The sequence below is a fragment of the Pantoea sp. PGP6 genome, from assembly GCF_053474785.1.
Genome location: NZ_JBQBMA010000001.1, coordinates 1906074 through 1930173, shown reverse-complemented (window position 1 = coordinate 1930173; position 24100 = coordinate 1906074). Strand labels below are relative to the sequence as shown.

At 55.8% G+C, this 24100-nt stretch carries 25 protein-coding genes; 13 read left to right on the top strand and 12 right to left on the bottom strand.

Going from position 1 to position 24100, the window contains the following annotated elements; all coding sequences use genetic code 11:
* Positions 1-104 precede the first annotated feature (104 nt).
* The 3 genes from minC to minE are packed head-to-tail and all read left to right on the top strand — an operon-like array spanning position 105 to position 1934.
* The gene (minC, locus tag ACLIBF_RS09105; protein ID WP_031374620.1) at positions 105-815 is read left to right on the top strand and encodes a septum site-determining protein MinC; all 711 of its coding nucleotides are present in this window, start codon (positions 105-107) and stop codon (positions 813-815) included.
* A gap of 33 nt (positions 816-848) precedes the next feature.
* Positions 849-1661, top strand: a complete 813-nt coding sequence (gene minD / locus ACLIBF_RS09100; protein WP_031374621.1) for a septum site-determining protein MinD — start codon at positions 849-851, stop codon at positions 1659-1661.
* Between the two features lie 3 nt (positions 1662-1664).
* Positions 1665-1934, top strand: a complete 270-nt coding sequence (minE, locus tag ACLIBF_RS09095) for a cell division topological specificity factor MinE (RefSeq protein WP_031374622.1) — start codon at positions 1665-1667, stop codon at positions 1932-1934.
* Positions 1935-1987: 53 nt separating this feature from the next.
* Here minE and rnd read toward each other — a convergent pair whose 3' ends face one another.
* The 6 genes from rnd to ACLIBF_RS09065 form a co-directional block, all read right to left on the bottom strand.
* Complete coding sequence (gene rnd, locus ACLIBF_RS09090) at positions 1988-3109, bottom strand: ribonuclease D (protein WP_031374623.1); 1122 nt, start codon at positions 3107-3109, stop codon at positions 1988-1990.
* Positions 3110-3208: 99 nt separating this feature from the next.
* Complete coding sequence (gene fadD / locus ACLIBF_RS09085; protein ID WP_122983616.1) at positions 3209-4885, bottom strand: long-chain-fatty-acid--CoA ligase FadD; 1677 nt, start codon at positions 4883-4885, stop codon at positions 3209-3211.
* 207 nt (positions 4886-5092) lie between these two features.
* Entirely contained in the window at positions 5093-5686 is a 594-nt protein-coding gene (locus ACLIBF_RS09080) for a Slp family lipoprotein (RefSeq protein ID WP_031374624.1), read from the bottom strand.
* Between the two features lie 60 nt (positions 5687-5746).
* On the bottom strand, positions 5747-6445 hold the full coding sequence (gene tsaB / locus ACLIBF_RS09075; RefSeq protein WP_159223467.1) for a tRNA (adenosine(37)-N6)-threonylcarbamoyltransferase complex dimerization subunit type 1 TsaB: 699 nt from the start codon (positions 6443-6445) through the stop codon (positions 5747-5749).
* A 44-nt stretch (positions 6446-6489) separates the two neighbouring features.
* Positions 6490-8400 carry an ATP-dependent DNA helicase gene (locus tag ACLIBF_RS09070; RefSeq protein ID WP_031374625.1) on the bottom strand — a complete coding sequence of 637 codons (1911 nt, stop codon included), beginning with the start codon at positions 8398-8400 and terminating at the stop codon, positions 6490-6492.
* A gap of 588 nt (positions 8401-8988) precedes the next feature.
* Positions 8989-9156, bottom strand: a complete 168-nt coding sequence (locus ACLIBF_RS09065) for a hypothetical protein (protein WP_162836815.1) — start codon at positions 9154-9156, stop codon at positions 8989-8991.
* Positions 9157-9441: 285 nt separating this feature from the next.
* Between ACLIBF_RS09065 and ACLIBF_RS09060 the strand changes: the two genes are divergently transcribed.
* Entirely contained in the window at positions 9442-9801 is a 360-nt protein-coding gene (locus ACLIBF_RS09060) for a hypothetical protein (RefSeq protein ID WP_089561425.1), read from the top strand.
* 67 nt (positions 9802-9868) lie between these two features.
* Positions 9869-10213 (top strand): RidA family protein, encoded by a 345-nt coding sequence (locus ACLIBF_RS09055; RefSeq protein ID WP_031374627.1) that lies wholly within the window; start codon positions 9869-9871, stop codon positions 10211-10213.
* Between the two features lie 12 nt (positions 10214-10225).
* On the opposite strand, the gene ACLIBF_RS09050 is transcribed toward ACLIBF_RS09055, so the two are convergent.
* Complete coding sequence (locus tag ACLIBF_RS09050; RefSeq protein ID WP_031374628.1) at positions 10226-10411, bottom strand: YoaH family protein; 186 nt, start codon at positions 10409-10411, stop codon at positions 10226-10228.
* A gap of 111 nt (positions 10412-10522) precedes the next feature.
* Here ACLIBF_RS09050 and pabB point away from each other — a divergent pair, with 111 nt between their 5' ends.
* From pabB to ACLIBF_RS09030, 4 genes are all read left to right on the top strand, one after another.
* Positions 10523-11881, top strand: coding sequence for an aminodeoxychorismate synthase component 1 (gene pabB, locus ACLIBF_RS09045; RefSeq protein WP_448309558.1), 1359 nt, complete (start codon positions 10523-10525; stop codon positions 11879-11881).
* Positions 11882-12445 carry a CoA pyrophosphatase gene (locus tag ACLIBF_RS09040; protein WP_046288278.1) on the top strand — a complete coding sequence of 188 codons (564 nt, stop codon included), beginning with the start codon at positions 11882-11884 and terminating at the stop codon, positions 12443-12445.
* A gap of 187 nt (positions 12446-12632) precedes the next feature.
* On the top strand, positions 12633-13997 hold the full coding sequence (locus ACLIBF_RS09035) for an L-serine ammonia-lyase (protein WP_089561422.1): 1365 nt from the start codon (positions 12633-12635) through the stop codon (positions 13995-13997).
* Between the two features lie 224 nt (positions 13998-14221).
* Positions 14222-15793 carry an EAL domain-containing protein gene (locus tag ACLIBF_RS09030; RefSeq protein ID WP_031374631.1) on the top strand — a complete coding sequence of 524 codons (1572 nt, stop codon included), beginning with the start codon at positions 14222-14224 and terminating at the stop codon, positions 15791-15793.
* Positions 15794-15927: 134 nt separating this feature from the next.
* On the opposite strand, the gene ACLIBF_RS09025 is transcribed toward ACLIBF_RS09030, so the two are convergent.
* Positions 15928-17499 (bottom strand): TerC family protein, encoded by a 1572-nt coding sequence (locus tag ACLIBF_RS09025; protein WP_031374632.1) that lies wholly within the window; start codon positions 17497-17499, stop codon positions 15928-15930.
* A 505-nt stretch (positions 17500-18004) separates the two neighbouring features.
* On the opposite strand from ACLIBF_RS09025, the gene manX reads away from it, so the two are divergent.
* From manX to ACLIBF_RS09005, 4 genes are all read left to right on the top strand, one after another.
* Positions 18005-18967, top strand: a complete 963-nt coding sequence (gene manX, locus ACLIBF_RS09020) for a PTS mannose transporter subunit IIAB (protein WP_031374633.1) — start codon at positions 18005-18007, stop codon at positions 18965-18967.
* A 66-nt stretch (positions 18968-19033) separates the two neighbouring features.
* Positions 19034-19834, top strand: a complete 801-nt coding sequence (locus ACLIBF_RS09015) for a PTS mannose/fructose/sorbose transporter subunit IIC (protein ID WP_031374634.1) — start codon at positions 19034-19036, stop codon at positions 19832-19834.
* Between the two features lie 15 nt (positions 19835-19849).
* Entirely contained in the window at positions 19850-20695 is an 846-nt protein-coding gene (locus tag ACLIBF_RS09010; protein WP_031374635.1) for a PTS mannose transporter subunit IID, read from the top strand.
* A 96-nt stretch (positions 20696-20791) separates the two neighbouring features.
* On the top strand, positions 20792-21250 hold the full coding sequence (locus ACLIBF_RS09005; RefSeq protein ID WP_031374636.1) for a DUF986 family protein: 459 nt from the start codon (positions 20792-20794) through the stop codon (positions 21248-21250).
* Here the strand turns inward: ACLIBF_RS09005 and rlmA are convergent.
* The 4 genes from rlmA to ACLIBF_RS08985 all read right to left on the bottom strand — a co-directional run bounded on the left by rlmA (position 21247) and on the right by ACLIBF_RS08985 (position 24091).
* Positions 21247-22056: a 23S rRNA (guanine(745)-N(1))-methyltransferase gene (gene rlmA / locus ACLIBF_RS09000; RefSeq protein WP_279809733.1), complete on the bottom strand. Its 810-nt coding sequence runs from the start codon at positions 22054-22056 to the stop codon at positions 21247-21249. The two genes, ACLIBF_RS09005 and rlmA, sit on opposite strands and share 4 nt — an antisense overlap.
* Positions 22057-22193: 137 nt before the next feature.
* Entirely contained in the window at positions 22194-22403 is a 210-nt protein-coding gene (gene cspE / locus ACLIBF_RS08995; RefSeq protein ID WP_003852684.1) for a transcription antiterminator/RNA stability regulator CspE, read from the bottom strand.
* Between the two features lie 81 nt (positions 22404-22484).
* Complete coding sequence (locus ACLIBF_RS08990; protein WP_143811575.1) at positions 22485-22559, bottom strand: DUF2627 domain-containing protein; 75 nt, start codon at positions 22557-22559, stop codon at positions 22485-22487.
* 527 nt (positions 22560-23086) lie between these two features.
* Positions 23087-24091, bottom strand: coding sequence for an MBL fold metallo-hydrolase (locus tag ACLIBF_RS08985; RefSeq protein ID WP_279809734.1), 1005 nt, complete (start codon positions 24089-24091; stop codon positions 23087-23089).
* Positions 24092-24100: the final 9 nt, after the last annotated feature.

Here is a 24100-nt window from a genome sequence, read left to right as displayed (position 1 = left end):
CTATAACATGCTTGCAGAACTTCGAATATTCACCGTTGGCGCTTTAATGATGATTTTATCATCGCTTAGCCAGCGGTAGTGAAAACAGGACTGAGTCGGGACAGATGTCGCAAACGCCAATCGAATTCAAAGGTAGCAGTTTCACCCTATCTGTCGTCCATCTGCATCACCACGATCCCGCGGTGATTCGTAAGGCACTTCAGGACAAGATTGACCAGGCTCCGGATTTTCTGAAAAACGCCCCGGTGGTGCTGAACGTTGCGGCTTTAAGTGCCGATATTAACTGGAAGCAGCTACAGCAGGCGATTATCGCCACCGGTTTGCGGATTGTCGGCGTCAGCGGCTGCAAAGATGACGCGCTGAAACGCATGATCGCCCGCGCTGGCTTGCCGGTTCTGGCGGAAGGTAAAGAGGCGAAAACGCGCAGTGACGTCCCGGCCGCCGTGCCGGAACCTCAGCCGGTCGCCGCTGAGCCGGTGATGGCAGCAAAAACCCGCATCGTGAATACCCCGGTGCGTTCGGGTCAGCAAATTTATGCCCGTGACGCTGATTTAATCATCACCAGCAGCGTCAGTGCCGGCGCCGAACTGGTTGCCGACGGCAACATTCATATTTACGGCATGATGCGCGGTCGCGCGCTCGCCGGTGCCAGCGGAGACCGCAACTGTCAGATTTTCTGTACCAATCTGGCAGCAGAGCTGGTCTCGATAGCGGGCGAATACTGGATCATGGATCAGATCCCCGAAGCGTATTTTGGTAAAGCGGCGCGCCTTTGCCTGCAGGATGGCGCGCTCACCATCCAGACACTTAATTAGGCCCCTTTTCTTTTGTTAAGGAAATCAACATTTATGGCACGCATTATTGTAGTTACATCCGGTAAAGGGGGCGTTGGTAAGACCACGTCAAGCGCGGCCATCGCCACCGGTTTAGCGCAGAAAGGCAAAAAAACGGTCGTTATCGATTTCGATATCGGCCTGCGTAACCTCGATTTGATCATGGGTTGTGAACGACGCGTGGTCTACGACTTCGTCAACGTGATTCAGGGCGATGCGTCGCTGAATCAGGCGTTGATTCGCGATAAACGTACCGAGCAGCTCTATATTCTGCCAGCGTCACAGACCCGCGACAAAGATGCACTGACCCGTGAAGGCGTCGAAAAAGTACTGAACGATTTAGCGGCGATGGAGTTCGATTTCATCGTCTGCGACTCGCCAGCAGGGATTGAAACCGGTGCACTGATGGCGCTTTACTTCGCTGATGAAGCGATCATCACCACTAACCCGGAAGTCTCATCGGTACGTGACTCAGACCGTATTCTCGGCATCATCTCGTCAAAATCCCGTCGCGCTGAAAACAGCCAGGAGCCGGTTAAGGAGCATCTGCTGCTGACCCGATACAACCCGGGCCGTGTTAATCGTGGCGATATGCTGAGCATGGAAGATGTGCTGGAAATTTTACGCATTCCTCTGGTCGGCGTGATCCCGGAAGATCAATCGGTGTTACGTGCCTCTAACCAGGGCGAGCCGGTGATCCTTGATGGTGAATCAGATGCTGGCAAAGCCTATGCCGATACCGTTGAACGGTTGCTCGGTGAAGTTCGCCCCTTCCGCTTTATTGAAGAAGAGAAGAAGGGTTTCCTGAAACGCCTGTTCGGGGGATAAACCATGGCATTACTTGATTTCTTTTTATCCCGGAAGAAGAACACTGCCAATATAGCCAAGGAAAGGCTGCAGATTATCGTGGCAGAACGCAGAAGGGGCGATAGTGAGCCCCACTATCTTCCGCAACTTAAGCGCGACATTCTGGAAGTGATTTGCAAATATGTGAAAATCGATCCGGAAATGGTCACGGTTCAGCTCGATCAGAAAGGTGACGATATCTCCATTCTGGAGCTGAACGTTACGCTACCGGAAACGGAAGAAGTGACTAAATGACGCTGACCGTTTCCTGAATTTCCCCTGCGCTGTTGCAGGGGAAATTTTATCGGTCACACCTCGGCCAGAATCTTCTCTATGCCGGGTTTAAGCAATTCGCCGCGCCATCCGGTCAGTAACTCCGGCTGACGTCCCTGTGGCTTCAATCCCCAGTGCTGGCTCAGAACCTGGTTGATCTGACGCCGTGACGCCAGTAATTCCTGACTGAATCCGCTCTGCTCACTCACCTGCTGCACCAGCGCTTTCATCGCCTTGAACACCTGCTTGTAATGCGGATGGTCGATCAGATTGCCGAGCGCCGCAGGCAGTTCACTCTCATCCAGCGCCTGGGCTTCTGCCACCAGCGCCACCAGCGTTTTACCGTGGAAACGGATCTCATGACCGGACAGGCCGAGATGGTCCAGTTCGCCCAGCGAACCTGGCATGAAGCGCGCCACTTTCCACAGATGCTCTTCGCGCACCACAAAGTTAACCGCCATATCCTTTTCACGCGCCAGCTTCAGACGCCATGCGGCCAGTCGTTGCAGGGCTGCCAGCTGACGCGGACGCAGTTGCCAGGCGTTGGTGATATCACGCCACGCTTCTTCAGGCGCTAAGCTGTCGAGGCGACGCTGGCACAAATTGTCACACTCACTCAGTGCAGCCGCCATGTTGCCTGCCGCCTCGGTCTGCACCATCAGCTGATGGGCAATCGGCAGCAGATAGTGCACATCCGCCGCGGCATACTGGCATTGACGCTCGGTCAGCGGACGCGCTAACCAGTCGGTACGCGACTCGCTCTTATCCAGTTCGACCTGGGTAAAATGCGCCACCATTGAGGCAAAGCCCCACGACAGCGGCTGGCCGGAGAACGCCGCCAGAATCTGAGTATCGATCATCGGCTGTGGCAGGACGCCAAAGCGGTGCAGGAAGACTTCCAGATCTTCGCCGCCGGCGTGCAGGAATTTGGTCACTGCGGTGTCGGTCAGCAACGCGATAAACGGTGACCAGTCACGGATCGCAAGGGGATCGATCAGCACTAACTGGTGATCGTCGAACAGCTGGATCAAACCGAGCTGCGGGTAGTAAGTCCGGGTGCGGACGAATTCAGTATCCAGTGCCACTGCCGTATGCTGGCGCGCTTTCTGGCAGACTTCAGCCAGTTGTTCATCCTGGTCAATCAGAGAATAATTCACGTCTAGTTTTTCACCGCAGCCAACAACGTGCGGTGCTCCATGTTAAAAACAATAAAAACGCCGGACATGCCGGCGTCTAACCTGAATCCTTGCCAGGGCTTAGCTTGCGCTGGCTTTTACTTCGTCGCGCAATTCGCGTCGCAGAATCTTGCCGACGTTGGTTTTTGGCAGCTCATCACGAAACTCAATAATTTTCGGCACTTTGTATCCGGTCAGCTGACGGCGACAGTGGTCGAGCAACTCTTCTTTAGTCAGTGAGGCATCTTTTTTCACCACGCAGACTTTCACCGCCTCGCCGGAAAGATCGCTGGGCACGCCGATCGCGGCCGCTTCACGTACTTTCGGATGTTGCATCAGCACATCTTCGATCTCGTTGGGATAAACATTGAAGCCGGATACCAGAATCATATCCTTCTTACGATCGACAATGCGAATAAAGCCTTCCTGATCAACGGTAACAATATCGCCGCTATGGAGCCAGCCATTTTTCAGCACTTCCTCCGTGGCATCCGGGCGCTGCCAGTAGCCGAGCATCACCTGTGGACCGCTGATACACAGTTCGCCCGGTTCGCCTGGTGAAACCTCATTGCCGTTATCATCCAGAATCAACACATCGGTTGAGGGAACCGGTAAGCCAATGCTGCCGGTGTGGCAGCTGATATCGTAAGGATTGACCGACACCAGCGGCGAGCATTCCGTCAGCCCGTAGCCTTCCAGCAGATAGTGACCGGTCAGTTTTTCCCAGCGTTCCGCCACCGCTTTCTGCACCGCCATCCCGCCCCCGGCTGACAGCCGCAGCGTACTGAAGTCGAGCTTATTGAACTGTTCATCATTCAGCAGCGCGTTGAACAGCGTGTTGACGCCGGTGATGGCGGTAAACGGAAACTTCGACAGCTCTTTAACAAAGCCAGGGATGTCGCGCGGATTGGTAATCAACAGATTCTGACCGCCCAGCTCCAGGAACAGCAGGCCATTCACCGTTAAGGCAAAGATGTGATAGAGCGGCAGCGCCGTGACCACACACTCTTTGCCGTCGCGCAGAACTTTACCGTAGGTAGCTTTGGTCTGTTCCAGATTGGCCTGCATATTGCGATGAGTCAGCATCGCGCCTTTGGCGATGCCGGTAGTGCCGCCGGTATATTGCAGGAAAGCGAGATCGTCATTGCTGACCGTCGGACGCTGATACGTGAGCGTGGCACCCTGCTCCATTACCTGACGAAACGAGATTGCGCCGGGCAAATGGTATTTCGGTACCAGTCGCTTGACGTATTTGACCACGAAATTAACCAGCGTCGCCTTGACCGGTGCCAGCTGATCGCCCATTCGGGTCAGAATCACGTGGCGCACAGCGGTCTCCGCCACTACTTTTTCCAGCGTATGGGCAAAGTTGGAGACAATAACGATGGCGCTGGCACCGCTGTCATTCAGCTGGTGCTTGAGTTCGCGCGGCGTATAGAGCGGATTCACATTCACAACCACCATGCCGGCGCGGAGTACGCCGAACAGCGCCACCGGATACTGCAGCAGGTTAGGCATCATCAGCGCGACCCGATCGCCGGCTTTCAAACCAAGCTGCTGTTGCAGATAAGCCGCAAACGCGCGGCTTTTCTCTTCCAGTTGGCGATAGGTCATCTTCTGACCCATGTTCCAGAATGCAGGTTGATCGGCGTAGCGTTTGGCGGCCTGCTCAAACAGATCCACCAGCGAAGTATAACGATCTGCACTTATTTCGGCTGGCACATCAGCCGGGTAGCGTTTAAGCCAAACCTTATTCAAGGATCCACCCCGATAATCATGTTGTATTTCCATCGCTGCCTCAGCCAATCTGGTTTGTTAACAATATTTTAACTGATTGTACCAGTTTGCCTGTTTCGGCATGTTGAGGTTGCGAAGTCCATCACTAAATTTCGTGCTGTTAAAACAGACAAATAAAAAGCCCGGCGGCGACCAGCGCTACCGGGCCAGAAAAGTGTGACTGCCCTATCACTCAGTCAGAATGGTTTCGACCTGTGCCGGACCGCTGCTGTACATTCCCCAGTAGGGATTCGGTCCCCAATAGCCGGGACGATGACGCGTCGGTCCATACCAGATCCACGGATCGATCGGCTGCGGCGGCGACATCACCTGTCGGGTCAGATGCCAGCGCTGATAGCCGCGCACATCAATCACCACAAATTTGTAGTTCGCCTCGCCAATTTTACCGGGCTCAGTGCCTTTGATGTTGCCCAGCACCGTTACAAACTGATCTCTCACATCCACCGGATCGACGAAACCGTGGATATCGGCATAGATGCGACCCACCGAAGCCGCTCCCAGCCGTGGACGGGCACTCTCATCCAGCGGTTGCGTGGCGATCTCCAGCCGGGTTTTACCGTTAAGGTTAGTGACATTCACCACCTTACCGCCAAAACGTGACTCCTGGCCGGTATAGATGGCCGGATCGTTCATGACCCGCAACAAATCCTGTTGCGGCTGCGGTGAACTGCCCTGCAGGCTGTCCGGAATTGAGACACAACCTGTTAAAACCAGCGTACAGGTCAGCAACAGACCTGTTAGCCCTTTAGCGCACATTGACATAGGCGTCCTCCCGTTACGTAATGATTTAGACTGGACGCATAACAATAAGTTGCGTGCGATCTAGCGGCCTGGCAACTTTTTCCATGCCACCTCATTACGCAGATAGGTTGGCTCGGCATTTTCCGGTTGCAGGGTATTACCCTGGCCTAAAGCAACGACCGCCAGCGGTAACATATCTTCGGCGGCAGGTAAACTCACGTCACTGGCGTGCAGCATCAGGGAATGGCCCTGCTGCAGTTCGGGATAAGCCTGCCAGCCGGTGCCGGCAGTCATCCACTCGCCCGACAGCGCCTGCATCCGTGCCAGCGCGGCCGCGGGTGACAGCACGCTTTCGCTGGCTTCACCCTGCCAGACGCCCCGTTCGTCGCGCTGGTATTCGGCCCAGTAGACCTCGCCCATCCGCGCATCAATGGCGGTTAACACGCGGGTGGCGCGCTGCAAGCGCCAGGCGCCCTCTGCCAGCGTGGCCAGCGTCGAGATACCGATCATCGGCAGCGCCGCACCGAGTGCCAGGCCCTGGGCAATACCAATTCCGATACGCACGCCGGTAAAACTGCCGGGACCGCGACCAAAGGCCAGCGCGTCAAGATCGGTCAGGTCGAGCTGCTGCGCCAGCAGTAACTCTTCGATCAGCGGCAAAATGCGCTGAGTATGATCGCGCGGAGCAATCTCAAATCGGGCATCAATCTGTTGCTGATTCAGCAAGGCGGCTGAACAGGCTTCTGTCGCCGTATCCAGCGCTAAAATTCGGGCTGACATGACCACCTCAGGAGAATGAAAACGGCGCGCATCTTAGCATAAAATCAGGCGTCAGGTTGCTGCCGTATAAAGGCGATGGCGCGGGCGATATCGCGGGTACGCGGCGTTGGCGGCAGGCTGTTAAGAAACAGCGCGCCATAAGGACGCGAAACCAGCCGCTGATCGCAAATCACCAGCACACCCCGGTCGTCGGTATCCCGGATCAGACGCCCGACGCCCTGCTTCAGAGTGATCACCGCATCCGGCAGCTGCACATCGGTAAACGGATCGCCACCGCGGATACGGCAATCTTCCATCCGCGCCTTGAGTAAAGGATCTTCCGGTGAAGTAAACGGCAGCTTATCGATGATGACCAGCGAAAGCGCATCGCCGCGCACGTCGACCCCTTCCCAGAAACTACTGGTCGCGACCAGTAAGGCATTGCCTTTATCGATAAACTGTTTCAGCAACTGACCTTTGCTGGTTTCGCCCTGAACCAGCACCGGTAACGTCATTGAGGCACGGAATTCCGCCGCCAGCTCACGCATCATCAGGTGCGAGGTACAGAGGAAGAAACAGCGTCCTTTGTTGGCGTCAATCAGCGGCTTCATCATGGCGGCAAGCTGACGTGCGCCGCCGGGACGGTTCGGTTCAGGCAGGTTGCGCGGCACACATAACAGTGCCTGCTGCGCATAATCGAACGGACTGTTCAGAATTAAACTTTTTGCTGCGTTCACGCCCAGCCGCTCGGCAAAGTGCTCCATCTTCTCATCCACTGCCAGCGTGGCAGAGGTGAAAATCCAGGCCGCTTTGCGATTATCCATCACTTCGCGGAAGCGTTCCGCCACTGACAGCGGCGTCAGCGCCAGAATAAAGTGGCGTGAGGTGCATTCATACCAGTAGCTGTAGCCCGGCTCATTGATCGCCCGTAACCGCTTCAGTCGGCCACGGTAGAGCGCCGCGCGCTCAAACGCCGCATCCAGCAACGCTGAACGGCCCAGGGAGAGTTTGATGACGTCGTAACAGAGTTCAAGCGCATCATCCAGCAGCGTAAACATCCGCAGGATGTTGTTATCGCTCAGCAGTTCACGCAGATTACCGCGGTAGCCCGGGTCGCCTAGCGACAGGCGAAAATCCTGAGCACACTGCGCCAGGCGATCGGCGGACTTTTGCAGTTGCTGCACGTCGCGCACTTCGGTGCGGTAGGCGGTGATAATATCTTTGGCGAGGTCGAGCAGTTGCCGGCTGGAGAGCTGTTGTCCGAAATACTGACTGGCGATATCGGGAAGCTGATGGGCCTCATCGAAGATCATCACGTCCGCTTCCGGGATCAGTTCGCCGAACCCACCTTCTTTGACCACCAGGTCAGCCAGAAACAGGTGATGGTTCACCACCACCACATCCGCGTCCATGGCCCGCTTACGCGCTTTCACTACGAAGCACTCTTTATAACGCGGGCAGTCGGTGCCGAGGCAGTTATCGTTGGTGCTGGTGACCAGCGGCCAGACCGGGCTATCTTCAGTGACGCCGGCACAGCTGCTGATATCGCCATCTACCGTCTGCGAAGACCAGCTCCGCAGCGTCACCAGGTCAGTCAGCGCCTGTACGGCCAGATCGCCGCCCGCCATTGACTGCTGCTCCAGCCGCTCCAGGCAAAGATAGTTGGATCGCCCTTTCAGTAAGGCGGTCTTTCCTTTGTATTTTAGTGCGCCGATCATGGTGGGCAGATCGCGGCCATAAAGCTGATCCTGCAGCGCTTTCGATCCGGTCGAGACGATCACTTTCTTGCCGGCCCGCAGCGCGGGGGCCAGATAAGCATAGGTTTTCCCGGTGCCGGTACCGGCTTCTACCACCAGCTCACCCTGCTCTTTTACGGCTTCGGAAACCGCCTGCGCCATTTCACGCTGCGCTTCACGCGGCTTGAAGCCGGCTATTGCCTGCGCCAGCGCGCCATCAACTGCAAAATCGTCTGCCACATACCCTCTCAAAGAACGGCAAAAACACTGTAATTATGTCAGTATTAAATTCACAAAGCAAAATAGAGGATAATCAAAAAGTTAACCATAAAAAGGCTGTCAGGCCTGGCCTGACGATCTCCGAAGCGACGGGTAACAGGTGGGAAAATTGTGTCGCCAACGCGCGCATTTTGCCGGGCAAACCGGTCAGGTTACACCGCCCGGCGGAAGCCGGACGCGGCTCAGAAACAACAAAACCGCCTGAATGACGGTTTTGTTGGGATGACGCGTTGGCTGCGTCGCGTGATAACAGCAGGTGATTAAAAAATCCCGTTAGCTACCGAGGGTGAGGCTGGCATGAAAGATTAAATATCCTTTTCTAACGGATCCTGTCCAGGCTCTTCATCCTCTTCTTCATCTTCCGGATAGATTTCAGCGTCATCAGGCAGCGGTTCATCGTAATCAGGACGTTCAGACATAATTACCTCCGGTGATAAATAGCAGTGCTGCTATTTCATCTCAGCATAGTTAACCGCCACTTCCGCCCGCCCGCTTTTGGTTGAAAGTGTGAGTTAAGCGGTAATAATCCTGCTGTCGCTGCCGTGGCCGCTAGTGATGAATGTAAAAGGCCCCCGCCAGCATGATGACAAAGAGAACGGCAAAGGTGATATAACCCTGCTTCGCACCACGCGACAGACCGACAAACGCCGACACCACAATAAACAGCAGCGTCAGTGCGCCTGCCATTACCCAAAACAGATACTGCGTATTCGCCATGCTTTCATCCTCATCCTGTGGCGTCATTTATCGGCTGATTTATATCATTTTTTGCTGCGGGGTGCGTCACTTCTGTTGCCTGGCGCGCCGCTTAGCGCCCGGCTCCGCCTGATACTGTGTGATGCAGCTATCAAATGCGGTGGATAGCTGCGAGGAAATAAGCGCACGGATTATAATCATTACATCACCTTATCGTTGGGATGTGGCATCCGTAAGGTGACGCGCGGTCGGCACATTGGCGCAGACCGCCTCTATCGTACTGTCTGCCTCAGGCGGAGGAACGTTATGAATCATTCCCGCATCGGATCGCTTATCGGCGTGCTGCTGGTCTGTGGCTGCCAGGCACCTACTCCTGATCAGGCACGCCTCGGTCAGCCGGTATTTCAGGCCCAGAGCGCCCGCACCGCACCGCAGCTTAGTGACTGTATTTATCGTGGCTGGTCTACCACCGAGGTGATCGCCAGGGATAATACTACGCATACGCAACCGCGCGGTGAGCAAATCACCGTCCTGACGTGGGAAGATTCGATATTCGCCGACGTGACGCCACAGCGACGCGGTGCCGGGGTAAAATTCTTTACCACTTTTAATATGTGGCCGCAGGTGATGGCCGATCGTCAGGCTATCGTCAAACGCTGCCTGTGAGGGGGAAGAGATGACAGCGACATAAGGAATGTGCCAGGCTAATGCCCATCAAACCAGGGAGAAAAAGATGAGTATTACCCGCATCGATCCGGAACATCGTATGTCCGAAGCCGTGATTCACAATGACACCATCTATTACACCAGCGTGCCAGAGAATCTGGATGAGGATGCTGAAGCGCAGACGGCCAATGCACTGGCGGTGATTGACAGATTGCTGACGCGACTCGGCAGTGATAAGAGCAAAATTCTTGATGCCACCCTGTTTCTGGTGGACAAAGCGGACCTGCCCGCAATGAACCGCGCCTGGGACGCCTGGGTTTCCCCGGATAACGCGCCAGTACGCTGCACGGTTCAGGCAGGTTTGATGAACCCGCAATACAAAATCGAAATCAAAATCATCGCAGCACGTTAAGCCTGCCGGGCGCTATTCTTCTTCATCCTCGTCGTCGAACAGCGCCCGGATTTGCTCGCCTTTATGATTCTGGCGAATTTCCTGCGCCACCTGGGCGATAGCTTCGCCACTCGACAGTCCACCCGCCATCAGTTCCTGAATACGCTCGACGGCCTGCTGTTGCTGCTCATGAGAGAGAGCCGGTAATCCTATAGCCATGTTTCACTCCTGCGTTGGGGGCAGCGATTATCACACGCCGAACAAACAGGTGCCAGTCAGGAAAAAATATGTCAGTCTGACGACCTCTTTGCTCTCTGATTTGTCTGCCTGATGATTGTTGAAACCCTCAGTCTTGATTATACCCCGGATGCGCTGATTCAGCGTTTCGCCCCGATTGCCAGCCTGCCGTGGGCAATACTGCTCTCTTCCGCCAATGCCAACCATAGCGACAATCGTTTTGATATTCTGACCGCCGATCCGCGCGCCACGCTGGTGACCCGCGGTGACGTTACCCACATCACCGATGCCAGCGGCTGCAGCGAATCTGGCGCGGATCCGCTGCAACTGGTTCAGCAGCAGTGTGATGCGCTGGGCGTGACGCCGCTCAGTCATGACCATCTGCCGTTTCAGGGCGGCGCGCTTGGCCTGTTCGGGTACGATCTCGGTCGCCGGTTTGAGCAGTTGCCACAGCAGGCACAGGCCGATCTCACCACGCCGGATATGGCGGTCGGCATTTACGACTGGGCATTGATTGCCGATCATCATCTTCAGACCCTGACGTTGCTGGCATTGCAGGATGTTGAAGCCCGCGCCGCCTGGCTGACGCAGTGGCCTGAACGTGAAGCCATGCCGTTCAGCCTTACCAGCCAGTGGCAATCCAACCTCAATTACGCTGACTACGCGGCACGCTTTGCCGCCGTTCAGGCTTATATTCAGGCGGGTGACTGCTATCAGGTGAATCTGGCTCAGCGTTTTCAGGCCGGTTATCAGGGTGATGAGTGGCAGGCCTTTTGTGCCCTCAACCAGGCCAACCGCGCGCCGTTCAGCGCCTTTCTGCGCCTGCCGCACAGCGCGATCCTTAGCCTGTCGCCGGAGCGCTTTTTATCATTGAATGATAAACAGATCGAAACCCGCCCGATCAAAGGTACCCGTCCACGCTGTGCCGATCCGATTGCCGATCGGCAACAGGCAGATGATCTGCAAAATGCAGAAAAAGATCGCGCCGAAAATTTGATGATTGTCGATTTGCTGCGTAACGATATTGGCCGCGTGGCGGTGCCTGGCTCAGTCAGTGTGCCTGAGCTGTTTGTGGTCGAGCCCTTCCCTGCCGTTCACCATCTGGTCAGCACGGTGCGGGCGCAGCTTCCTGAGGATCTGCAGGCCACCGATCTGCTGCGCGCCTGTTTCCCTGGCGGCTCAATTACCGGCGCGCCAAAAATCCGGGCGATGGAAATTATTGATCAGCTGGAACCGCAGCGCCGGAATGCCTGGTGCGGCAGCATTGGCTATCTCAGCCTGTGTGGCCGCATGGATACCAGCATCACCATCCGCACCCTGATTGCTGAAGGTCAGCAGCTTTACTGCGCGGCGGGTGGCGGCATTGTCGCCGACAGTGAGGTGCAGGCGGAATATCAGGAGACGCTGGATAAAGTCAGCCGCATTCTGCCGGCGCTGGAACAGGGGGTCTGAATGGCGCTCACGCTTGACGCCTTCCGCAGCCGGTTCCTGCTGCAGCCACCGCAACACAATACGCAACGTCTCGCCGGACGGCATGCCGCAGTGCTGGTACCGATTGTGGCGCGACCGGAACCGGGTCTGTTGCTGACCCAGCGCTCCCATGCGCTGCGTAAGCATGCCGGACAGGTCGCCTTCCCTGGCGGCATGCAGGATGATACCGATGCCTCGCTGATCGTGACCGCTCTGCGGGAAGCACAGGAGGAAGTGGGCATCGACCCACAGCAGGTTGAGGTGTTGGGCGTGCTGCCTGCCGTCACCAGCAGCACCGGCTTTCAGGTGACGCCGGTGCTGGCGATCATTCCGCCGGATCTGCCGCTACGAATTAACCCGGACGAAGTGCGCAGCGCCTTTGAGATGCCGCTGGCCGAAGCGTTACGGCTCAGCCGCTATAGCGCGCTGGAGGTGCACCGCGCTGGCGTGCGTCATCCGGTCTGGCTGTCGCGCTATCAGGATTACCTGGTCTGGGGCATGACCGCCGGCATTATCCGCTCACTCAGCGAGCAAATTGCGTTCTGACGCCCACTTTTGCCATTAACCTGTTGCTTTTCGGCCTGCTGAGCGGCGGGCCGCGCTATAATTTTTTCTATCGGTTTTAATAAGTTTATTTCATGCGAAAAGCTGCTCTTTTCTCCGGCATGACTATTACTATTAGCGCCATAAACTGCCCCGGCAGACTGAGAATAATTTGTGAGGAGTGTCACCTGTGATTAGTGTTTTCGACATGTTCAAAGTGGGCATAGGCCCATCAAGTTCGCATACTGTCGGCCCGATGAAAGCGGGTAAGCAGTTTGTGGATTTGTTATCCGAACAGGGAAAGCTACAGGAGGTGACCCGCATTGCGGTAGATGTCTACGGCTCACTGTCGCTGACCGGTAAAGGCCACCATACCGACATCGCCATTATTATGGGGCTGGCGGGCGAATCTCCCGACACGGTCGATATTGATGCCATCCCGGCCTTTATTAAAGATGTCGCCCAACGTGAACGTTTACTGCTGGCCAAAGGGGCGCATGAGGTCGACTTCCCGCGTGAGGGCGGCATGGTGTTCCGCAGTGAAAACCTCTCGCTGCATGAAAACGGTCTGCGTCTGCTGGCGTTCGCTGGCGACCTGCTGATTCTGTCGAAAACCTACTACTCCGTCGGTGGCGGCTTTATCGTCGATGAAGAGCATTTCGGTCAGTCGGCGCTGGATGAAGTTTCAGTGCCGTGGCCGTTCCACTCCGCCAAAGATCTGCTGGCGCACTGCCGCGAAACCGGACTCTCCTTATCCGGTCTGGTGATGAAAAACGAACTGGCGCTGCACAGTCGCGATGAGATCCACGCCTATTTCGCCAACATCTGGCAGACCATGCAGGCCTGCATCGATCGCGGCCTGAATACCGAAGGCGTACTGCCGGGGCCGCTGCGGGTGCCGCGCCGCGCCGCCTCGCTGCGTCGTTTGCTGATCTCCTCATCCAAACACTCTAACGATCCGATGATCGTCATCGACTGGATCAATATGTTCGCGCTGGCGGTGAATGAGGAAAACGCGGCCGGCGGACGGGTTGTCACCGCGCCAACCAACGGCGCCTGTGGCATCGTGCCGGCGGTACTGGCCTATTACGATCACTTTATTGAGCCGGTAACGCCAGATATTTTCCTGCGCTACTTCCTCGCATCCGGTGCTATCGGCGTGCTGTATAAAATGAACGCGTCGATTTCGGGCGCAGAAGTGGGATGCCAGGGCGAAGTGGGTGTCGCCTGTTCGATGGCGGCAGCCGGTCTGGCAGAACTGCTGGGCGGCAGCCCGGAACAGGTTTGCGTCGCTGCCGAGATCGGCATGGAGCATAACCTCGGGCTGACCTGTGACCCGGTCGCCGGACAGGTTCAGGTGCCCTGCATTGAGCGAAATGCTATCGCCTCGGTCAAAGCGATCAATGCGGCGCGTATGGCCCTGCGTCGCACCAGTGAACCGCGCGTCTCACTGGATAAGGTGATCGAGACCATGTATGAAACCGGCAAAGACATGAACGCCAAATACCGTGAAACTTCACGCGGCGGTCTGGCGATTAAAGTACAGTGCGATTAATCGAAACGTTTGATTGTTTAATTAATGTGCAATCGTAATAAAATCCGCATCCTGCGCTATCTCAGCGCAGGGTAAACCGGTAGAGTGATTTCCGCGCGACTGTCCTGGTCGCGCAACTTTCCAGCACCGCTTTTCTGCATTCCGGCCTCAATGTTGATCGGGCCGTGCCGATAACAACCCCGTTATTTTTGGCTTTTTTCTGGTTTTTTGGGAAGGTGGTACTGATGCTCATGGCCCAGCAATTTGTTGGACAATTCAGACGCAAGCGTTTGCTGATTGCGCTGGCAATCGCCACCGTGGTACTGATTCTGACGCTGGCATTTCGTTATATTGAAGAGAAGTCGCGTATTGAACAGCAGGCGATGGATTTCGCCGATAAAGCGATTATGCGGTTTGACCGGATGTTTTCACCGCTGGATGTTTCCGCTAATAATACCCTCGGGCTGGTCGGCGTGCCCTGCCGCGACGTGCGTTTTCCGCTGATTGAGAAAATTTCCGCGCTGCAAACGGTGCGCGCCATTCTGCTGGTCGATAATGACGCGATCTACTGTTCCAGTATCTTTGGTCCGCGTGCGATCCCGTTTAGCGAGACCTATCCCGAACTGGCCTTTACCGGTCAGCGCATGACGCTTGCCACCGACAATTACCTGTTAAAAGGATCGCCGGTATTATTACTCTGGACGCCAAGAAGCCCGGATAATCGCTCCGGTATTTTGCAGGTAATTAACATCGAAATGATGAGTAATTATCTGCTGGAACCGCAGTTGCCGTGGGTGGAACGGGCGGTCTTCAACGTCAACGGCGAGAGTCTGGAGTATGGCAATCCGCTGATTGAACCCACGCTGCCGTCGGAAGATGAGGTGAGTTACTATCAGGCCTCGCTGCGTTATCCCTACACCCTGACGCTGTACGGTCCCTCACCGACCCGGCTGGCACTGCACACGCTGCCGTCGCAGCTGCCGCTGGCGCTACTGCTCAGCCTGCTGATGGGGTATATCGTCTGGCTGGCGACCGCCAACCGCATGAGCCTGAGCTGGCAAATCAGCTACGGCATCACCGCCAATGAGTTTATGGTTTACTGCCAGCCGCTGATTAACGCCAGAAGCGGCCAGTGCGATGGCATTGAGTTGCTGCTGCGCTGGCATAATGCGCGTCAGGGCTGGGTGGCACCCGATGTGTTTATTCCGCTGGCCGAACGGCAGAATCTGATTAAGCCGCTGACCCGCTTCGTGCTGAACGAGGTGGTAAAACAGCTCCCTCACCTGCCTGCGTGTCCGGGTTTCCACATCGCTATTAACGTTGCCGCCAGCCATTTCCGCGACCGCGCTATCCTGCAGGATCTGCAAAACCTCTGGTGGCCCGCCAATCCGGTACCGAAGCTGGTGGTCGAGTTAACCGAACGCGATGCGCTGCCGGTAGTTGATCAATCGGTCATCGCCCAGCTGCATGAGATCGGCGTGCGGCTGGCGATTGATGATTTTGGTACCGGCCACAGCTCGCTCTCCTACCTGAAGGATTTAAAGCCCGACGTACTGAAGATCGACAAAATCTTTACCGCCGCCATCGGTACCGATGCGATTAACGCCACCGTCACCGACATGGTGATTTCACTGGCGCAGCGCCTGAATATCAGTCTGGTCGCTGAAGGGGTCGAAACGGCAGAACAGGCCGCCTATCTGCGGGCGCGCGGCGTGGATCATCTGCAGGGCTATTATTATGCCCGCCCGATGCCCATCGGTGATTTCCCCGGCTGGCTGGCAAAGCACAAGCCAGACGTTGACCCGGTACCCACCTGATCGCAGATGATGCTTCGGCGGTAACGTCAGGCTAAAAAAAAGCCGCTGCATCAGAGCAGCGGCGTTCAACAACCTCAGACAGTCAGTGGGCGACTCAGCAAACCTGCGGTCGCCGGTTATTCGCCTGACCCATCTTAGCGTTCTTCCTCTTCATCCTGCGGCTGATCTTTGGTAACCCGCACCAGATCGATACGGTAATCGGTCGCTTCGATAATCTGAAAGTGCAGCGGCGTGATATCAATCACCTCACCCGGCTGCGGCAACTGCCCTTTCTGAGCAATCAGCAGGCCCGCCAGCGAGGCGTGATCTTCATCCGGGTCAACCAGCTGATGGAAGTCGAGCAACTGTTGCAGCGAGTGCAAATCGGTGCCGCCTTTGACTAACCAGCCGTCGCCATCGGCGATGATATCCGGCGTTTCATCCTCATCCGGGAACTCACCGGCGATCGCTTCCAGCACGTCAAGTGGCGTAATCAAACCCTGCACCACACCAAATTCATTGGTGACGATAACAAAACTGCCTTTGGCACGACGCAGCACGCCGAGCAGATTGATCGGATCCAGCGTTTCCGGCACCACAATGGTCGGGGTATTGGCGGCAAAGGTCGCCACATCGACGCCGTGTTCCAGCGCCACCAGCAGCTCTTTCGCCCGTACTACGCCGACAATTTCGTCCAGCTCACCGCGACAGACCGGGAACAGGCTGTGCGGCGTATCCAGCAGCTGAATACGAATCTCATCGACCGGACGGTTGGCATCCACCCACGAGATTTCACCGCGCGGCGTCATAATGCTGCGAATCGAACGGGACGCCAGCGTCAGCACGCCGTTGATCATATAGCGCTCTTCATCTTTAAACGCTTCCTGCGGCATCGCTTCTGTTAACGCGGACTCTTCATTACTGCTGCTGTTAGCCGTCTGGGCGCGATTGCGGCCGCCCATCAGACGCAGAATCGCTTCGGCGGTACGTTCACGCATCGGTCGATGCGACTGATGCCGGATAAAGTTACGACGGGCAATCTGGTTAAACAGCTCAATCAGGATCGAGAAGCCGATCGCCGCGTAGAGATAACCTTTCGGAATATGGAAACCAAAGCCTTCGGCCACCAGTGACAGACCAATCATCAACAGGAAGCTCAGACAGAGCACCACCACCGTTGGATGCGCATTAACAAAGTTGGTTAATGGCTTAGAAGCCAGCAACATCACACCCATTGCAATCACCACGGCGGTCATCATCACCGGCAGATGGTTCACCATGCCGACTGCAGTAATCACCGCATCAAGCGAAAACACCGCATCCAGCACCACAATCTGCGTTACCACCGCCCAGAAACTGGCGTAACCGCGGTTGCCTGAGCCGTCCAGCTGGCGGTTCTCCAGCCTTTCATGCAGCTCCATGGTCGCCTTAAACAGCAGGAACAAACCACCCGCCAGCAGAATTAAATCCCGACCGGCAAAGCTGAAATCACCTACGCTGAATAGGGGCGTGGTGAGCGTCACCATCCACGAGATCAGCGACAGCAGGCCCAGACGCATCACCAGCGCCAGCGACAGGCCGATCAGACGCGCTTTATCACGCTGCTTCGGCGGCAGTTTGTCCGCCAGGATGGCGATGAAGACCAGGTTATCGATGCCCAGCACGATTTCCAGCACGACAAGCGTCAGTAAACCCGCCCAGATTGAGGGGTCGAATAGAAATTCCATTAATGACTCCTGAACGAGGAAAAGTGTGAACCGATGCGTGTCAGCGCGTTAAAGCGTGACAGAGTGACGATCGGGTAAGCAGTGAATACGCCGTCAGGCGAAAGATGACGCGCCAGCAGGCGCAAAGAACAGGTTAAGCGACGTCGGTGACGATCCATAAAGGTGGGCTGAGGCCCGTTACTCCTGAGTAATAAACAGATCGTTAATGTATCAGGTCGCGCTTTGGCGTCAAAAAATTTTCTTATTTTTACAATCTGCCATTCAAATGACGGAGCGCATTAAATTGCACGTTCCGTTAATCAGGCTGCGAATAGCTGACAGCCATCACATAATTTATTTTTTCGATCACTAAAATAAATCGCGACTTTACGGCCTTATCGCAGTTACCCGATGATTTTCCGAGACTATCCGGATGATTCGGTAAACAGAATTTTCACAAAACCGAAGCGATAACTCATACGGTTCATTGACTCAGATGAGCTTCTCAAGCGAACGGAGGTAGCAAGTGACCATTGCGATAGTAATTGGTACACATGGCTGGGCAGCGGAACAACTGCTAAAGACAGCAGAAATGCTGTTGGGCGAGCAGGAAAATGTCGGATGGATCGACTTTGTGCCCGGCGAAAATGCAGAAACGCTGATTGAAAAGTACCAGGCGCGGCTGGCGGAACTCGATACCGCGCAGGGCGTGTTGTTCCTGGTGGATACCTGGGGAGGCAGTCCGTTTAACGCGGCCAGCCGCATCGTGGTGGATAAGCCAGATTATGATGTGGTGGCGGGCGTCAATATCCCGATGCTGGTCGAAACCCTGATGGCGCGCGACGACAACCCGGGTTTTGATGAACTGATTGCGGTGGCGGTTGAAACCGGCCGTGAAGGCGTGAAGGCGCTGAAAGCCAAAGAGGCCGCGCCGGTTGCGGCGGCAAAACCGGTCGCTGCTCCGGCGCAACCGGCGAAACCGATGGCACCCGGCGACCACATGAAAATCGGTCTGGCCCGTATCGATGACCGTCTGATTCATGGTCAGGTCGCGACACGCTGGACCAAGGAGACCAACGTTCAGCGCATTATCGTGGTCAGCGATGAGGTGGCTAACGATCACGTGCGTAAAACGCTGCTGACGCAGGTGGCGCCGCCGGGCGTAACCGCGCACGTGGTGGATGTCGATAAGATGGTGCGGGTGTGGAATAACCCGAAATATGGTCAGGATCGGGTGATGCTGCTGTTTACCAACCCGACCGATGTGCTGCGGGTAGTGGAACAGGGCGTCGATATTAAAACCGTCAATATCGGCGGCATGGCTTTCCGCCAGGGCAAAACTCAGGTGAACAATGCCGTCTCGGTCGATGAAAAAGATATTGCGGCGTTTCGCAAATTAAATGAGCGCAATATTGAACTGGAAGTCCGTAAAGTTTCCAGCGACCAGAAACTGAAAATGATGGACCTGATTGCGAAGGTTAATTCGTAACGGCGTGCCGTCTGCGCCTGCTTTGCCAGGCTCATTTTCGTTATCCTGCTGAGGACAAGAAGTATGATGGAAATAACCTCGCTACAAATCATTTTGATCTTTATTGTCGCCTGTATTGCCGGTATGGGGTCGATCCTGGATGAGTTCCAGTTTCACCGCCCGCTGGTCGCCTGTACCCTGATTGGTGCGGTGCTGGGTGATATGAAAACCGGGATTATCATCGGCGGTACGCTGGAGATGATCGCACTGGGCTGGATGAACATCGGTGCGGCTGTCGCCCCGGATGCGGCGCTCGCCTCAATCATCTCGACCATTCTGGTCATCGCTGGCGGTCAAAGCGTCGGTGCAGGTATTGCGCTGGCCATTCCGCTGGCGGCAGCCGGTCAGGTGCTGACCATTATCGTTCGTACCATTACCGTGGCGTTCCAGCACGCAGCTGATAAGGCGGCCGAGAAAGGCAACCTTACCGCGATCTCCTGGATTCACGTCTCTGCCCTGCTGCTGCAGGCGATGCGTATCGCCATTCCGGCGCTGATTGTGGCGATTTCGGTCGGCACCAGTGCGGTTCACGCCTTACTCAGTTCGATTCCCGATGTGGTCACCAACGGCCTCAACATCGCCGGCGGCATGATCGTGGTGGTCGGTTACGCGATGGTCATCAATATGATGCGCGCAGGCTACCTGATGCCGTTCTTCTATCTGGGCTTCGTCACCGCTGCCTTCACCAACTTCAACCTGGTCGCGCTTGGCGTGATCGGTGTGGTAATGGCGGTGCTCTACATCCAGCTCAGCCCGAAATACAACCGGGTCGCGGGTGCGCCTGCAGGTCCTGCCAGCGCTAACGATCTCGATAACGAACTCGATTAAGGAACAGGTGAGAACATGGTTGATATTACCAAAGTCGAAAAGAAACTAACGCCGGGCGACGTACGTGCTGTCTTTATGCGCTCCAACCTGTTTCAGGGATCGTGGAACTTTGAACGTATGCAGGCGCTTGGTTTCTGTTTCTCGATGGTGCCGGTGATCCGCCGTCTCTATCCGGAGAACAATGACGAACGCAAACAGGCGATCAAGCGTCACCTCGAGTTCTTCAACACCCACCCTTACGTGGCAGCGCCGGTGCTGGGCGTCACCATGGCGATGGAAGAGCAGCGTGCCAACGGTGCAGCCATTGATGATGGTGCGATTAACGGTATCAAAGTCGGTTTAATGGGCCCGCTGGCCGGTGTCGGTGACCCGATTTTCTGGGGCACGGTCCGTCCGGTGTTTGCCGCACTGGGTGCTGGCATCGCCATGAGCGGCAGCCTGCTGGGCCCGCTGCTGTTCTTCGTGCTGTTTAACCTGGCGCGTCTGCTGACCCGTTACTACGGTGTGGCATATGGCTATCGTAAAGGGATCGATATCGTTAGCGATATGGGTGGCGGCTTCCTGCAAAAACTGACGGAGGGCGCCTCAATACTGGGCCTGTTTGTCATGGGGGCACTGGTCAACAAGTGGACCCACGTCAACATCCCGCTGGTGGTGTCACGCATTACCGATTCAACCGGCAAAACCACCGTCACCACGGTACAGTCGATTCTCGATCAGCTGATGCCGGGTGTGGTCCCGCTGCTGCTGACCTTCGCCTGTATGTGGCTGCTGCGCCGTAAGGTCAATGCGCTGTGGATTATCGTTGGCTTCTTCGCCATCGGTATCTTCGGTTACTGGATTGGTCTGCTCGGACTGTAATACCCCGGGTCGGGAGCGCAGGCTCCCGACTTTTTTTACGCTGAGCGAGGTGAGCTGAGCCCTGGCGGCTGATCTCACCCTGTTTGAGGAGGTACCATGTCATTGACCGACATGTTAATTGCAGGCTGTATTGCCGCCCTGCTGCTGTTTGCGATTTACGATGAGGCAATTCTGCCGCGTCGTCATGGGCCGACCCGCCTGCGGGTGGCGCTGCAGCGGCGGCATAAAATTGACAGCCTGATTTTCATCGGTCTGCTGCTGATTCTGCTGTGGAATAACGTCACACATCATGGCCCGCAGCTCACTACCTCGCTGCTGATGGTGCTGAGCTTTCTCGCCTTCTGGCTCTTCTGGTTGCGTCGGCCAAAGCTGCTGATGAAAAACAATGGGCTGTTTTATGCCGGCGTCTGGATTGATTACCGGCGGATTCAGGGGATGAACCTTTCTGAGGATGGCATTCTGGTGATTCAGCTTGAACAGCGCCGGCTGTTAATCGCGGTGCAGCAGCTTGACGATCTGGAACGCATCTATAACACCCTGGTGGAGGCGCGTTAGTCGCGCTGCCACAGCGTCAGGGTAAAATCGGCGTCGCAGTTGAACAGTTCGCTCTGCTGCAGGGTTTGCCAGACTTCGTCACGCGCCCGCCAGGCAAAAGGGGTCATCTGTAACAGCGTGACGGCCGCGGCCCCGGTCAGTGCCATCGGGTAACGCAGCGAATGCCGGGCAATCTGGTGAAATTCGGGGTAGGTTTTTTGTTCCGCTGCGTGTAACTGCACCTCACGATAGATCAGCGCTTTAAACTGCTGCAGATGGTGCGGACCGGGCGTCACGGTGAGCACGATGCCACCGGGCTTGAGTACCCGCGCCAGCTCCGCTTCATTACAGGGGGCGTAAATCCGCACTATCGCATCCAGCGACTGGCTGGCAAAGGGTAAACGCTGGCTGGAGGCGACGCAGAACAGCACCTCAGCGTAGCGCTTCGCCGCCAGCCGGATCGCCATTCTGGCGACGTCCAGCCCATAAACCTGTCCCGTCTCGCTGTTGGCTGCGGCCAGCGCCGCCGTGTAGTAGCCTTCACCACAGCCAATATCAAGAATCTGACTGCCCGGCCGGGAGAGCGTCGCGTCCAGCAGGCTGACCACCCGATCGCGCAGCGGCTGATAATAGCCCGCCTCGAGGAATTCGCGCCGTGCCTGCATCATCTCCGCGCTGTCACCCGGCTCCCGTGAGCGTTTATGCTGAACGGGCAGCAAATTGACGTAGCCCTCTTTCGCCTGATCAAACTGATGACGATTTTCGCAGCACCAGCTGCGTGCAGTCAGGACGAGAGGAGTATGGCAAAGGGGGCAGATCAACGACATGAGGGGCTCCGGCAGCAGGTAACGCGGCGCAGTGTACCCTTAACGTTTGCGCATCGGAAGCATAAAGAAAGCCCCGGCAAATTAGCCAGGGCTTTAAGATTCCGTGTCGAGGTGCAGTGCACCGAGTCGGAGTCGAATCAGATTGCAGTAACGTTTACTGCAGCCGGGCCTTTCTGGCCGTCCTGAATTTCGAACTCAACGCTTTGGCCTTCGGCCAGGGTTTTGAAACCATTGCCCTGGATAGCGGAGAAGTGTACGAACACATCTTTGCTACCGTCAGCAGGAGTAATGAAGCCAAAACCTTTAGACTCGTTGAACCACTTAACCTGACCTTTAATCTTTGCCATTTTGCAAATTCCTTTGAATGTTTATTTAGCCCGAAGGCTGACTTACAGAGAAACCAGAGACGTTACTGAATGAGGCACTAATTAAGGTTCGGCAAGGAAGCGGTATTCAACGTCAACGTCTTTACTCGTAACTTCTTTACTGAAGATGCCATGCATAAACAGAACTGTACCTCGTTTAACCCACGAATTGTTATCACATATCCTTAAAATAATGGCAAGCCATTTTTAAACGCGGGGAGAAGCTTTGCACACAATTGCCAGAGTGCTCACAATGAATGTTCCGTCTGGTTCAGAAGTTGCCCTTTTCTGCCCGATAAAATAAAGCATTTCGCTATTCCGCCCGCTGCGATCGCGGTCGCAGCAACCGGCGTTACTGTACCCCGCCGCCATTAAACCAATGGATACCATAAGAAATTAATATTTCACAAATATGGCAAAAGCTAAAAGAATAAACGAAGCGGTAATCGGCTGAGGATGATTAACGCAGCGCCAATCCTGTACAAAAAGCTTTATTAAGTACAAATATAAAAGCACTTTGCACCAAAAACAGGAGCCCCCGGTCAGGGTTGCTCCAAATAAAAGCAGCGGTTAGGAATTTGCTTATTAAAAATTTTGCTTTTGAACTGAAAAATTGATGTCAGATAAAACAGAGTCTGATTTAAATCATTTCGCTCGCTTTAGGATTATTCCTGGTCGATATTATCCAGTCCCCGACTTTCCCCTATTCGCCAGGCAGAAAACCGTTGGTTATCCTGCCCTGCCCGCTGGAGCGCATGCTCAAGTTCGGCTGGCGGCGCGTCCAGTGACTCATCCGCCAGTTCAAACACGCCCCAGTGGATCGGTACCGTCAGCGGCCTGCCTGCCTCACGCCATAATTCGACCGCCTGATCCGGGTCCATATGCTGACTGGCCATGAACCATTTGGGTGCCCAGGCCCCAATCGGTAAGGCAGCAAGATTAAAGGGGCCGAGACGCGTCACCACCTCGCGTAAATTCTCGCTGAAGCCACTATCGCCCGAAAACCAGAAACGCAGGGTGGGCGATCGCACCACCCAGCCGCACCACAGTGAACGGTTTCGATCGCGCGGGGTTCGCATACTCCAGTGACGGGCCGGCACCGCATCGATACAGAGATCGTCGAACCGGAGCGACTGCCACCAGTCCAGTTGCTCCACCCGGGCGACGCCCTGACGGGTGAACCAGCTGGCCAGACCAAGCGGGACAATAAACGTCGCCTCGGGAAAGTGCCGCACAATCTGCCTGACCGTCGGCCTGTCAAGATGGTCGTAATGATTGTGCGATACCAGCACCAGATCGAGCCGCGGCAAATCGCGGATATTCAGTGGTGACGGGGTTTTACGCTGCGGGCCGGCAAAGGGTAACGGCGACGCGCGCGACGATAAGGCGGGATCGATCAGAATATAGCGCTGGTTAACCCGCAAGAGCAGAGCAGCATGTCCCAGCCACCAGACGCGGTCATCGCTGCCGCTCAGATCGGCCGGTTGCCACCACTGCGCGGTAAAGGCTGCATAACCCTCTCGGGGCGGCAACGGCAGCCCCTGCGCTTTACGCTCGCGGCGCCAGCGTTGCAGATCGCCAGGCTGACGGAGATCGGGTTCAGGATTGCGGAAGCCTTCAGGCGTGTGATGCGTTTTACTGCTGTCGTACCACGGGTTTTTCCAGGCCATCCAGCCTCC